We start from the raw sequence: 12272 nt of genomic DNA on the forward strand, positions 1-12272 counted from the left end.
GGGCGAGTCCATCCAATTACATGATCCCGCCGCGATGAGTGTGTGTGCCCATCGGTACAAACCTCACATACCCACGACAACTTGCCCCTTGAGGCTGCATAAGCCGGTGCACCCACCGGCTTCCATTCCAAGGAGTGAGCGCAATGATTGGTAGCGTCAGCAGTTACATGAGCTATACCAGCACCAGCAGCACCACGACCAGCACCGCCCGCAGTCAGCAGTTTCAGAAAGAGCTGCTCGCTAAACTCGACAGCAACAGCGACGGCGCGGTGGATCAGGATGAACTCAAGAGCGCCCTGTCGCAGAAAACCGACGACGGTCTACTGGTCAGCCTGAGCAAGAACTTCGCTGACCTGGACAGCGACGACAGCGGCAGTCTGAGCGGTGAAGAGATGGCCGCGATGGCCCCACCGCCGCCACCGCCACGGGACCAGGCACCGAACACCGAACTGGCTGACGCGCTGATCAGCGCCCTGGACGCCGACGGTGACGGCGCCATCAGCAGCGATGAACTGAGCAACGGCCTGGCCAGCGCCGGCAGCAGCGCCGACAGCACAGAAATCTTCTCGGCCCTGGACAAGAACGAAGACGGCTCCGTCAGCCAGGACGAACTCGCCGCGAGCCTCGCCCCGCCTCCGCCGCCACCTCAACAAATGTCCAGCGAAGAACTGTTCAGCCAGCTCGATGCGGACAGCGACGGCAGTGTCAGTGCCACCGAACTGACCAGCGCGTTGCAGACCAGCAGCACTTCTTCGACCAGCACCGACACCAGCGCTGCGTTGCTCAAAGTGCTGGATAGCGACAGCAGTGGCGGCGTCAGCAGCGACGAGTTGAACGCGGCGTTGCAAGCCGGCCGCGAGCGAAACACCGACAGCTCCACCGATCAGTCGAAAGTGACCGAAGCCCTGAACAAAATGATCGCCAACCTGAGCAAGCAGTACTCGCTCGACAACGTGGCGACCGTGGGCAAATACCTGAACGAGGCCACATAAGTCAAAAGCTTCGCGAGCAGGCTCGCTCCCACATTGGACCGGGGTGAAACACATAATGTGTGAACACCACTTAACCCTGTGGGAGCGAGCCTGCTCCGGGCGGCGTTCCGACGAAGAGGCCCTAAGCTCCAACAAAAATCTCAGGGCCGGCGATCCTCAACCCGAGCCTGACTCTTGCTCCAGTCGTTCAGCAGGCTGTAGGCCACCGCCAACAACGTCGGGCCGATGAACAAGCCAATAAACCCGAAGGCAATCAACCCGCCAAACACCCCGAGCAGCACAATCACCAACGGCAAATTCCCGCCCCGGCTGATCAGGTACGGTTTGAGCACGTTGTCGACGCCACTGATGATGAACATCCCCCAAATGCCGAGAAACACCGCCATCCCATACTCGCCTTTCCAGGCCAGCCAGGCCGTGGCCGGAATCCACACCAGCGGCGGCCCCATCGGAATCAGGCTCAGCAAAAACGTGACGATCCCCAGCACCAGCGCACCGGGCACCCCGGCAATCAAAAACCCGATCAACGCCAGAACCGCCTGGGCCGCCGCCGTCCCGATCACGCCGTTCACCACCCGCTGCACCGTGCCTGCCACCAATTCAATGTAATACCCGGCACGGTCACCAATCAGACGTTCCAGCAACCCGTGAACAAACGCCGCCAGACGCGGCCCGTCACGGTAGAAAAAGAATACGAAGACGATACTCAACGTCAGCTCGAGAATCCCGCCGCCAATTTGCGCACTGCGCGCCAGCAGCCAATTGCCGACCTGGCCCAGGTAAGGTTTGACCGCCAGCATCAGCGCCGCGCCCTGCTGATCGATGCTGTTCCAGACCCCCACCAGCCGCTCGCCCACCAGGGGAATGCTGCCCAGCCAGATTGGCGCTTCCGGCAGCCCGTCGACCTGCACATCCTTGATGAACGCCGTGGCATCGCGCACATGGTCCGCGAGGTTGAACCCCAGCCAGACCAACGGCAACGCCACCAGCAACATCCAGCCCAGCGTCAGCACGGCGGCCGCCAGAGATTCGCGCCCATTGAGCAAACGCGTCAGCAAACGCATCAGCGGCCAACTGGCAAACGCCAGCACCGCGCCCCAGAACAGCGCCGACCAGAACGGCGCCATCACCCAGAAGCTCGCGCCAAACAGCACCAGGAGCAGGATCTGCACCAACAGCCGATCGTTATTGATCATCTAAATCTCGAAAAAAGTCAGTTCGCAAAGGAGTAGGCGAACGCGACATGCACGTTCACCTGATAAGCTTACCGCAACAGTTCGATGTGCAAGCCAGCGCCGTCGACGCTGCCGGCTTCCATCCTGGCGGTACGCACACCCTGCCCGATCAGTGCCTGACGCCAGGCTTCGGCCTTCGGCCCGGAAACGCTGACCCGCAACGTGGTGTCCAGATTCAGCCCACGAGAGATCAGGCGTAGCCAGGCATCGTCAGGATCGCCGGTCAATTTTGGAAAATCGAGCTCACCTGTGCTTTTGAGCTCTCGAAGCAAGGTTGCAGAAGTCGGCAGCAAATCACCCAGCGGCGCGGCGGCGTCAAACTGTTCGACGTGCAGATACGCTTTGCGATTGCCGCGCGTGATGCTGTAAAGCGCCACCAGCGTGTTGTCCTGTGGGGCCGCCAGGCGCAACAGCAAAAACGCTTGCTGATCATCAGCGCCATAAAGCTTGGCATTGCCGAAGACATCATTGGCCCACAGGCTGCTTTCGCCGCAATCACGGGCCTGGCACCAGAACAGCAACTGGGCATCCTGCTTCTGCAAGGCTTCACGAGCGGCGGTGAAGGCCTCGGTGGAGGAATGCTCCGGTGGCAACTCGTAGGTCACCGACGTGGTTTGCCCTCGGGCAGCGACCTGGCCGTCAAAGCGCAACTGGCCGCTGATTTTGCGGATAGAGCCCAGTGGATAGATCCGCTCAAGTTCGGCGACCGGACGATAGTCGACGATCTGCGCATCGGCCATACGCGGCACGATCGGCAAGTCCTGACTGCCCGGGATATCGGCGGCAAACAACAGGGGACTGAAACAACACAGCGCCAGCAGACTGAGTGAACGCATGGATAGACTCATCGGATCAGCATGGCCTGGGCGCCCTTGATGATACTGGCGTCATCGATGCGCTCAGGCACCAGCAAACCACGCTGTACCGCCGGACGCGCCTCCATGGTTGCCATCCAGCGCTGCAAGGCCGACAAACCGTCGACCTCGACACCCGACCACTCATGGCCACGGACCCACGGAAAAGTGGCGATGTCGGCAATGCTGTACTCACCGGCCAGAAACTCCACGGCTTGCAGGCGCGTGTCGAGCACTTCATAGAGGCGGCGGGTTTCATGTTGATAGCGATCGATGGCGCCCTGGAGCTTCTCCGGGAAATAACGGAAAAACACGTTGGCCTGACCCTGCATCGGGCCGATCCCCCCCATCTGGAACATCAGCCATTGCAGGACCACTGAACGCCCCTTGGGGTCTTTTGGCAGCAGTTTGCCGCTCAGTTCAGCCAGGTAAATCAGGATCGCGCCGGATTCAAACACGGCGAAATCGCCGTTGGCGCGGTCGACAATTGCCGGAATCCGGCCATTGGGATTGATCTTGAGGAAGCCCTCGGACTTCTGTTCCTTTTTGTCGAAACTCAAGGCGTGCACCGTGTAGGGCAGGCCGAGTTCCTCGAGCACGATAGAGACCTTGTGGCCATTCGGGGTCGCAGCGGTGTAGAGATCTATCATGGTTGTCTCCCATTTCAACCCGCCCAGCCTCGACAGTTGCCAGGCGCAAGTCAAGGAACGGCGAAGAACCGATTGAAACAGTCTGCGACAAGGTCGGCGCCGGGTTCGTCATTCAGGTGTAAATGATGGCCGCCAGGCAGCTGTTCACGGCTAAAGGGTAGACGCTCCAGCAACTCGGGATGTTTGGCGAGCATGCCGTCGGCAGCCACCACCAGTTTTGCAGGACAACTGACTCGATGGACGAAGGCCATCGCCTGTTCGGAGGTCAGACGCAGCGGCGACGGTAAGGTCAGGCGGTTATCGGTGCGCCAGGTATAACCGCCCGGCACCGGCATCAATCCACGTTGGGCGAGTAGTTCTGCGGCTTCGCGACTGACAGCGACCAAGCCTTTCATGCGTGCCTCGATAGCCCGGTCGAGGGTGTTGTAGACCGGTTTGCGCTTCTCCCGCAAATCCAGCTGCGCTTGCAGGGCCATGCCCATCCGTTCGGCAGCGTTTTCGCCTTTGTCTGTAGGAGGAATGATGCCGTCGATCAACGCCAGGTGGGTCACGCGTTCCGGTAACGAACCGGCCAGCACCAGCGAAACGATCGCGCCCATGGAATGCCCCAGCAGGCCAAAGCGCTTCCAGCCCAATTGCTCGGCCACTTGCAGCACGTCATGGGCGTAGTCCCACAGCGCGTAACCGGCACCGGTCGGCCGATGCCCGGAATGACCGTGACCGGCCATGTCCAGCGCGATAATGCGCAAGCCTTTGAGCTTCGGCGCCAGCCGGGCGAAGCTGTTGGCGTTGTCCAGCCAGCCGTGCAGGGCGATCACCGGCATGCCGTCTTCGGGGCCGAACAAGTGCGCTGCCAACTCGATATGCGGCAGGCTCAGGCGAACTTCTTCAACGACGTTGCTCATGCGCAATCCTGTTGGCGGCGACCGTCCCAACGGCTGAGCAGGTTCTTCAGCAGCGTGGCCGTGTCCTGGGGACGTTCGAGGGGAAACATGTGGCCGCCAGGCATGGTCAGGGACTCGCCCAGCGGCAAGCGCCCCACGAGGCTTGCGTGATGACGCATCACCACCCGGCTCTTGTGCCCCCTGACCACCGCCAGCGGCACTTTCAGTTGCCGTGTGCGGCCGGGACTGGTGTGCGGCACGCCACGGTAGATACTGATTTCCGTGGCCGGGTCGAAGCGCAGGCGCAGCCTGTCGCCCACCTTGTGCAAGCCGTGTTGCAGGTAAGCGTCGAAGCATTCCGGGTCGAAACTGCGAAACAGGGTTTTACCTGCGAAATAGAGTCGGGCCGCTTCCAGATCGGTGAACTCTTCCCGACGTCCCAACGTACGGCCAGCCGGGGTCAGGCGATCGATGAAACCGAAGCGTTTGGCGGCACGGATCACCCATTGATCAGCGCGGGTCAGCACCGGCGAGTCGAGCATCACCACGCCGCGATAGAGCTCAGGGCACCGCAACGCTGCGTGCAGGTGCAGCACGCCACCGAAGGAATGGCCGACGCCCCACACCGGTTCCGGTTGCTGCTTGAGGTGATGAATCAGCTCGTCGACCAGGTTGTACCAATTGTCGTCCGCCGGAAAACGCGGGTCGTGGGCGTGCTGCTGCAGATGCGTCACCTGATACTCGGGCGCCAGCGCCGCGAACAACTTGCCGTAGGTGCCCGAGGGGAAACCATTGGCGTGGGCGAAAAATATCTGTTGCGACATACCGGTGATCCATCAACGAAAACAAGGGTTGATTGTCCGTAAGACGGCGTCCTACAGCAATGACCGTAAGTGCCAGGAATGATGACAGTCTGGTCAAGGGAATGGTGTGTAAGATGAATCCACCCCTCACCCCAGCCCTCTCCCCACGGGGGAGAGGGGGAAAGGGAGCAGATCGGGGGCTTTTCCAGACCGGAGTTCGGCTCGGACTTTCAGGTCGATGTAGCTCGAAAGAACACCTCGGTCAATCCCCTCGCCCCCGTGGGGAGAGGGTTAGGGTGAGGGGTGGATCTAATTGAAGAAACACACCCTCAGCGGGCAGGCGGATTCTCACCCAATGGCACTACCGCCATGGTCAAGCGCGACACACAACTGGCCTTCCCCTCATCGCTGGTCAAACGGATATCCCAGACATGCGTCGTGCGGCCAATGTGAATTGGCTTGGCCACCGCCGTGACCCGCCCGCTGCGCAAGCCGCGCAAATGGTTGGCGTTGATTTCCAGGCCCACGCAGTAAAACTTGCTGGCGTCGATGCACAGGTAACTGGCCATCGAGCCCACGGTTTCAGCCAGGACCACCGAGGCGCCGCCGTGCAGCAGTCCGTAAGGCTGGTGAGTGCGATGGTCGATGACCATGCTCGCAGTCAGGGACTCGTCGTCGAAGGCTTCGAAGCGAATATCCAGCACTTCGCCAATGGTGTTTTTCTGGATTGCGTTCAGCTGCTCAATGTTGGGATTGGTACGCCACAAGCTCATTGCTGACATCCTTTGTTGGTTTTATTCGTGACTCAATCCTGCCACAGCACCGCTTCGCTGCGCTCGCTCCATTCTTCGAAACGGGCACCGTAGGCGGCTTCGATCACGTTGCGCTTGATCTTCAGGGTCGGCGTCAGGAAGCCGTTTTCCACCGCCCAGCTGTCCTTGACCACCACCAATCGACGCAAGCGTTCGTGTTTGTCGAGGACGCCGTTAACCTCATCCAACAGTTTTTCCAGGCTTGAATGCAGGCCCGCCCGCGCCGTTCCGCTGGCGTCCTGCTGACCGACCGCCGAGAGCACGCACAACCCCAACGGCGCACTCAGGCCATCGCCCACCACGCACACCTGCTCGATGCGCGAATGCTCCGCCAGGCGATTCTCGATCGGTGCCGGGGCCACGTATTTGCCTTTGCTGGTCTTGAATATTTCCTTCAGTCGCCCGGTCAGGCGCAGGTTGCCTTCGGCGTCTTGCTCGCCCTTGTCGCCGGTGCGCAGGAAGCCGTCCTCGGTGATGGTTTCGGCGGTTTTCTCAGGCTCCTTGAAATACCCGAGCATGGTCGCACCGCTGCGCACCATCACTTCGCCCGACTCAGCGATCCGCACCTCGACCTCAGGGCATGGCTTGCCGATCCAGCCAGGTTTGTTCTGGCCCGGCAGGCCAACGTGCGAGTAGCCGCAGCTTTCGGTCATGCCGTAGACCTCCAACACATCCAGGCCCAGTTTGCGGTACCACAGCAGCAAGGTCTGCGGCACTGGCGCGGCGCCGGACAAGGCGATGCGCAAGGCGTCCAGCCCGAGCCCGGCCAGGACTTTGTGGCCGACCCGCTTGCCGATGATCGGCAGGCTGAGCAGGAAGTCGAGGCGCTTTGCCGGGATCTTGCTGTACACGCCCATCTGGAATTTGGTCCAGATCCTCGGCACGCCGAACAGCGCGGTCGGACGTGCACGGCGCAAATCGGTCAGGAAGGTGTCGAGGCTCTCGGCAAAAAACACCGTTTGCCCGGTGTAGATCGACGCCAGCTCAACGAACATCCGCTCGGCGACATGGCATAGGGGCAGGTAGGACAGCAGCCGATCCGACTCATTCAAGCCAAACAACTGCGTGCCGCGAGTGGTGGCAAACCCCAGATTGGCGAAACTGTGCATCACGCCTTTGGGCATGCCGGTGGTGCCGGAGGTGTAAATGATGGTCGCCAACTGGTCGGCGGAAGGCTTGGGATCGTCCTGGATCGGTGAGCTCTTTTGCAGGTCGTCCCAGCTGAAATCGAAAGTACCAGGCGGATGTAACGGCAGGCTGATCGTTGGCAGATCAGGGATGACCCCGCGAGACATTCCAGGCCAGTCATCGAGTTTGCCGATGAACACCAGCGCCGCTTCGGAATGTTCAAGGACCTGGGCCACGGTCTCGGCGGTGAGGTTCGGATAGAGCGGCACCGACACATGGCCGGCCATCCAGATCGCCAGGTCGGCGATGATCCAGTGCGCGCAGTTTTTCGAGATCAGGGCGATGTGGCTGCCTTGAGGCAGTTCGCGTGCGCGCAGCCAATGCGCGGCGCAACGCGCCTGATGACCGACGTCTTCCCAAGTCAAGGTCTCGACTTGCCCGCCGCCCACGGGTTGGACCAGAAAGCGCTGGCGCGGATGACGGGCCTCACGCTCGTAGAAGACGTCCAGGGGCAAACGAAAAGCAGCAGGCATGCGACTCGCTCCTTTATTTTTGGTCTGGAGCAAGCGTAGTCAACCAAGCAGTTGCTCGGTTGACTATTTCACACAAAAAACGGTTCGCCACCGAACCTGTGGGAGCGTGGCTTGCCCGCGATGCAGGCGCCGCGGTTTATCAGTCAGACCGAGCCGATGCCATCGCGGGCAAGCCACGCTCCCACAACAGCCCGGCTCCAACAGACACTACGGTTGCTTGATGCTGACGAGCTTCATTGCTCCGGCCAGCGGCAAATCGCCCTCCAGCTCCGCAAGACCCGCGGTTCCCACCTTTTCCGGGTCCTGCACATGGCCGTTTTGCAGGTAACCCAGCAGGTTGCCCACCAGCGGGTTATGGCTGACCAGCAACGCGTAATCCACCGACACCAATTGCTCCGCCACTACTTGCGGGCTGTAGCCAGGGGTCAACCATTCGACGGTGCGAATATCCGGTTGAAATCCCAGCGCTTCACGCACCAGCTGCGCAGTCTGCTGCGCTCGTTGGTAGGGGCTGGCATAGATGGCCGTAATCGGCTGACCGATCAGTTCGGCAGCGCTGCGCAGCACTTCTTCGCAACCGTGGGGAGTGAGTGCCCGCTCCGAGTCGGAACAGGAGCCGTAAGGCTCGGCTTCACCATGACGTAATACCCAGAGTTTCATAGTTTCGGTTCCTCATCTCGTACCGGATGCGGGGCCGGCGCCACAGCGTGCGGCGCTTCACCTTCCGGTGTACGCGGCGTCGGCCAGTCGGCGAACGGCCAGGGCTTCTGGTCGCTGTGGAAACTGCCGAAACGACCGATCTGCGCCAGGAACTGGCTCAGGCTGTCGCCGAAGTTCATCAGGCTGGCGCTCGGGGCGCCATAGATCAAACGATAGATCAGTTGAACCAACACAACGGCGCCAAGGATGAATTGCGCCACTTGCCAGACCAACACGTAGACGATCATCCACAACACGCGCAGCAGGATGGATTCGTACTTGGCTTCTGTTTTCGGATCGTTCATGTCTCGCTCCCTGCCCCTGTCAATTGAGTGCTCAGTTGAAACCGCTGGTGGAAATAAAGTCGACGTCGGTTTTCGGCTCGGCACGCATCAATAGACCGATCACCTGCTCCAGCGTGCGCCCTTCGAACAGGATGGCATGCAGTCCGGCGACCAGCGGCATGTACACGCCAACCTCCTGGGCCTTGGTCTTGAGCACCTTGAGGGTGTTCACGCCTTCAGCGACTTCGCCCAGGCGCGTCACGGCATCTTCCAGGCTCAAGCCCTGGCCGAGGGCGAACCCGACCTGGTAGTTACGGCTTTTCGGCGACGAGCAGGTGACGATCAAATCGCCAACGCCCGCCAAACCGAGGAAGGTCATCGGGTTGGCGCCCTGATTCACCGCAAAGCGGGTCATTTCCGCCAGCGCCCGGGTGATCAGCATGCTCTTGGTGTTTTCGCCCATGCCCAGCGCCACCGCCATGCCGGCGATGATTGCGTAGACGTTTTTCAGTGCGCCGCCCAACTCCACGCCGAAGCGGTCGGCGCTGGCGTACACGCGAAAGGTCCGGCCATGCAGCGCTTCTTGAACCCGCTGGCAGAGCTCTTCGTCTTCGCTGGCGACCACCGTGGCGGTCAGCGCGTGTTCGGCGATTTCACGGGCCAGGTTCGGCCCGGACAGCACGCCGATACGCGCTTGCGGGGCGATCTCTTCAAGGATTTCGCTCATCAGTTTGAAGGTGTGGGCTTCGATGCCTTTGGTCAGGCTCACCAACAATTTGCCGGTCAAACGTTCGGCGTGCGGCATCAATACCGAGCGCAGCGCGCTGGACGGCAGTGCGACGAAGCACAGGTCGCAGGCTTGCAGAGTGGCCAGCAGGTCGGTGACCGCTTCCACGGCCGGCAGAATCTTGATGCCTTTGAGGTAACGCGGGTTCTCGCGATTGACCCGAATGGCCTCTGCCTGCTCGGGGTCACGCATCCACAGCCGGACCTGGTGCCCGTTCTCGGCCAGCAGGTTAGCCACGGCGGTACCAAAACTTCCGCCTCCCAGGACCGCAATTGGGCGCTGTTCAGTCATATGCAATCCGTTAATCCATACCAGTGGCGATGTCGGCATTATACGGAGCGGCCCAGTGGCGGCCAGCCCCCGCATCAATTACCGACACTTGTAGGAAGAAGACCAAGAAAACCGAGGAAAATGCCCACAACGTGACTGGAAAAGTCATTGCGCTCGGTTAACATGCGCGCCAATTGTTCGCTATCAAGGATGTGTTGTGTCGTTTGGCTCTCCATCACCTCGCTCGCCGCTGGTACTGGCGCTGATTTTCAGCTCGCCTTTGCTTGCCGACGACTTGTTCCTCGACAGCGAGGCGCTGCCGCAAGTATTGACCGCGACGCGGCTCAAGCAGTCGCCGGCCGCGGTACCGGGAAGCATGACGGTGATCGACAGCGAACTGATCAACGCCAGTGGCGCCCGGGACATCAGTGAGTTGCTGCGACTGGTGCCGGGAATGATGGTCGGCAACATCAACGGCAACCAGGCGGCGGTGAACTATCACGGCACCAATGCGACCGAAGCGCGACGCCTGCAGGTGTTGATCGACGGCCGTTCGGTGTACCGCGCAGGCCTGGCCACCGTGGACTGGAGTGACATTCCCGTCGCCCTGGAAGACATCGAGCGCATCGAAGTTTTTCGCGGCCCCAACACCGTCAGCTATGGCGCCAATGCGCTGATGGCGGTGGTCAACATCATCACGCGTAACCCGGCCGACAGCCACGGCACGCGAATGAAAGTCACCCGTGGGCAGCGCGGCATCGACGACTTTTACGCCAGCCAGGGCGTGGGCTGGGACGGCGGCGACCTGCGCCTGTCACTGTCCGGCCAGCAAGACGACGGCTTCGACTCGGACCGCAATGGCGCCGACTACCGTGACAGCCGCCGCTTGAACCGCTTCAACCTCGCTGTCAGCCAGACGCTCACTGAAAACCAGAGTATCGACTGGCAATTGAATGCCAAGGACGGGACCAATCAGCGTCCGTATACCTACCGCCCGGTCTTCTCGGGGATTACCGCTGCGGGGAACAATTCTGACGTCATCGCCAAGGACTACGCCGGCTCGCTGCGCTGGAACCTCGACATCAATCCCGATCACAGCCTTTACATCCAGGGCTCGGCGCAGCACTGGGATCGTCAGCAGACCTGGCGTGCCTGCGATGCCGAGGTTTCGTTCAGCCCCCAGTTGACCGAACTCTGGCAGCTCAACCCGAATTACACCGAACGCCTGGCGCGCAACATGGAGCGCTACACCGGCCCCGGCGCGCCCGCAGGTGACCCGGCCCAACGCGCACTGGCCAATCAAGTGCTCGACCAATGGCGAAACGGCGCCCGGCAAACCCTCTGTGGCGACATTGACCAGAGCGCCCGGGAATCGCGCTACGACCTTGAATTGCAGGACACCCTCAGCCTGTCCGACAGTCTGCGGCTGCTCAGCGGCATGAACTATCGTTACGACCGGGCAGATTCCGAGACCTACTTCAATGGCACCCTGGACGACACCACCTGGCGTGCGTTCGGCCAACTCGAGTGGCGCGCCACCGAACATTGGTTGCTGCAGGGCGGAGCGATGTTCGAAGACACGCAATTGATCGGCAGTTCGCTCACCCCCCGGGTGGCCGTCAACTACCTGATCAACCCGCGCCATGGCCTGCGGGCGGTGTATTCGGAAGCCATCCGCTCGCCGGACATGTTCGAGAACAACGTCAACTGGAGCTATCAGGTAAAGAACCTGCGGCCCAGCGCCTATGGCCAGTCCAGTGCCCGTTATTTCGTCAAGACCCGTGGCCCCGGCAACCTCGAACAGGAACACATGCGCTCCCGGGAGCTGGGCTACAACGGCTACTTTGCCGAAGTGGGGCTGGCGGTGGATGTGAAGCTGTTCTACGACGAAATCACCGGGATGATCAGCGAACCGTTGCGCAACAATCAGTACATCGCCAGCAATTCAAACCGCGCGCGCTTCTCCGGGGCAGAAACCCAGCTCGACTGGAGAATCAGCAGCGCCGATCGCCTACGCCTGACCTATGCCTACGTCGATGCCGAGGCGAGTAACCCACAGGATGCACAACAGACGGCTCGAAACAGCGGTTCCGCCGGTTGGCTACGCAACTGGGGCCACGGCTGGAACAGCGCGCTCTTCTACTATGGTGACGATGCCCTGAACGGCTACCGCTTCGAACGGGTCGACACGCGCATCGCCAAACGCATTGGCCTGGGCAAGGCCAGCCTGGAACTGGCCGGCGTGCTCCAGCAACGCCTCGACAGCCAGCCCACGACCTTCGTCGACAACAACTACGACGAGCGCCGGGTGCTTTACTTCAGCGCGGAGCTGGCGTTCTAA

General features: G+C 61.1%; 12 protein-coding genes. 2 read left to right on the forward strand and 10 right to left on the reverse strand.

Annotation, left to right across the window (positions count from 1 at the left end):
• Window positions 1-143 precede the first annotated feature (143 nt).
• A complete protein-coding gene (gene xopAW, locus VD17_RS03990) occupies window positions 144-992 on the forward strand; it encodes a XopAW family type III secretion system calcium-binding effector (protein WP_046052774.1) in 849 nt (282 codons plus the stop codon).
• Window positions 993-1132: 140 nt separating this feature from the next.
• On the opposite strand, the gene VD17_RS03995 is transcribed toward xopAW, so the two are convergent.
• From VD17_RS03995 to VD17_RS04040, 10 genes are all read right to left on the reverse strand, one after another.
• Window positions 1133-2188, reverse strand: coding sequence for an AI-2E family transporter (locus tag VD17_RS03995; protein WP_046052775.1), 1056 nt, complete (start codon window positions 2186-2188; stop codon window positions 1133-1135).
• A gap of 68 nt (window positions 2189-2256) precedes the next feature.
• Window positions 2257-3063 (reverse strand): DUF4892 domain-containing protein, encoded by an 807-nt coding sequence (locus VD17_RS04000; RefSeq protein ID WP_046052776.1) that lies wholly within the window; start codon window positions 3061-3063, stop codon window positions 2257-2259.
• A gap of 8 nt (window positions 3064-3071) precedes the next feature.
• The gene (locus tag VD17_RS04005; RefSeq protein ID WP_046052777.1) at window positions 3072-3731 is read right to left on the reverse strand and encodes a glutathione S-transferase family protein; all 660 of its coding nucleotides are present in this window, start codon (window positions 3729-3731) and stop codon (window positions 3072-3074) included.
• A 50-nt stretch (window positions 3732-3781) separates the two neighbouring features.
• The gene (locus VD17_RS04010) at window positions 3782-4636 is read right to left on the reverse strand and encodes an alpha/beta hydrolase (protein ID WP_046052778.1); all 855 of its coding nucleotides are present in this window, start codon (window positions 4634-4636) and stop codon (window positions 3782-3784) included.
• Entirely contained in the window at window positions 4633-5439 is an 807-nt protein-coding gene (locus VD17_RS04015) for an alpha/beta fold hydrolase (protein ID WP_046052779.1), read from the reverse strand. Before VD17_RS04015 ends, VD17_RS04010 begins: the two co-directional genes overlap by 4 nt.
• Window positions 5440-5747: 308 nt before the next feature.
• On the reverse strand, window positions 5748-6191 hold the full coding sequence (locus VD17_RS04020; protein WP_046052780.1) for a hotdog fold thioesterase: 444 nt from the start codon (window positions 6189-6191) through the stop codon (window positions 5748-5750).
• 32 nt (window positions 6192-6223) lie between these two features.
• Window positions 6224-7891 (reverse strand): AMP-binding protein, encoded by a 1668-nt coding sequence (locus VD17_RS04025; protein ID WP_046052781.1) that lies wholly within the window; start codon window positions 7889-7891, stop codon window positions 6224-6226.
• A 207-nt stretch (window positions 7892-8098) separates the two neighbouring features.
• On the reverse strand, window positions 8099-8551 hold the full coding sequence (sixA, locus tag VD17_RS04030; RefSeq protein ID WP_046052782.1) for a phosphohistidine phosphatase SixA: 453 nt from the start codon (window positions 8549-8551) through the stop codon (window positions 8099-8101).
• Window positions 8548-8895, reverse strand: a complete 348-nt coding sequence (locus VD17_RS04035; RefSeq protein ID WP_008087808.1) for a DUF4389 domain-containing protein — start codon at window positions 8893-8895, stop codon at window positions 8548-8550. Before VD17_RS04035 ends, sixA begins: the two co-directional genes overlap by 4 nt.
• 31 nt (window positions 8896-8926) lie before the next feature.
• Window positions 8927-9952: an NAD(P)H-dependent glycerol-3-phosphate dehydrogenase gene (locus VD17_RS04040; protein ID WP_033056878.1), complete on the reverse strand. Its 1026-nt coding sequence runs from the start codon at window positions 9950-9952 to the stop codon at window positions 8927-8929.
• A gap of 196 nt (window positions 9953-10148) precedes the next feature.
• On the opposite strand from VD17_RS04040, the gene VD17_RS04045 reads away from it, so the two are divergent.
• On the forward strand, window positions 10149-12272 hold the full coding sequence (locus VD17_RS04045; RefSeq protein WP_046052783.1) for a TonB-dependent receptor plug domain-containing protein: 2124 nt from the start codon (window positions 10149-10151) through the stop codon (window positions 12270-12272).

Origin of the sequence: Pseudomonas fluorescens, from assembly GCF_000968015.1 — a bacterium.
Taxonomy (GTDB): Bacteria; Pseudomonadota; Gammaproteobacteria; order Pseudomonadales; family Pseudomonadaceae; genus Aquipseudomonas; species Aquipseudomonas fluorescens_W.

What these genes read in the sequence shown, in the direction of transcription:
- VD17_RS04025 (WP_046052781.1), bottom strand. Translation starts at nt 7,891, where the DNA reads ATGCCTGCTGCTTTTCGTTTGCCCCTGGACGTCTTCTACGAGCGTGAG.
- sixA (WP_046052782.1), bottom strand. Translation starts at nt 8,551, where the DNA reads ATGAAACTCTGGGTATTACGTCATGGTGAAGCCGAGCCTTACGGCTCC.
- VD17_RS04015 (WP_046052779.1), bottom strand. Translation starts at nt 5,439, where the DNA reads ATGTCGCAACAGATATTTTTCGCCCACGCCAATGGTTTCCCCTCGGGC.
- xopAW (WP_046052774.1), top strand. Translation starts at nt 144, where the DNA reads ATGATTGGTAGCGTCAGCAGTTACATGAGCTATACCAGCACCAGCAGC.
- VD17_RS04035 (WP_008087808.1), bottom strand. Translation starts at nt 8,895, where the DNA reads ATGAACGATCCGAAAACAGAAGCCAAGTACGAATCCATCCTGCTGCGC.
- VD17_RS04005 (WP_046052777.1), bottom strand. Translation starts at nt 3,731, where the DNA reads ATGATAGATCTCTACACCGCTGCGACCCCGAATGGCCACAAGGTCTCT.
- VD17_RS04010 (WP_046052778.1), bottom strand. Translation starts at nt 4,636, where the DNA reads ATGAGCAACGTCGTTGAAGAAGTTCGCCTGAGCCTGCCGCATATCGAG.
- VD17_RS04040 (WP_033056878.1), bottom strand. Translation starts at nt 9,952, where the DNA reads ATGACTGAACAGCGCCCAATTGCGGTCCTGGGAGGCGGAAGTTTTGGT.
- VD17_RS04020 (WP_046052780.1), bottom strand. Translation starts at nt 6,191, where the DNA reads ATGAGCTTGTGGCGTACCAATCCCAACATTGAGCAGCTGAACGCAATC.
- VD17_RS04000 (WP_046052776.1), bottom strand. Translation starts at nt 3,063, where the DNA reads ATGCGTTCACTCAGTCTGCTGGCGCTGTGTTGTTTCAGTCCCCTGTTG.
- VD17_RS03995 (WP_046052775.1), bottom strand. Translation starts at nt 2,188, where the DNA reads ATGATCAATAACGATCGGCTGTTGGTGCAGATCCTGCTCCTGGTGCTG.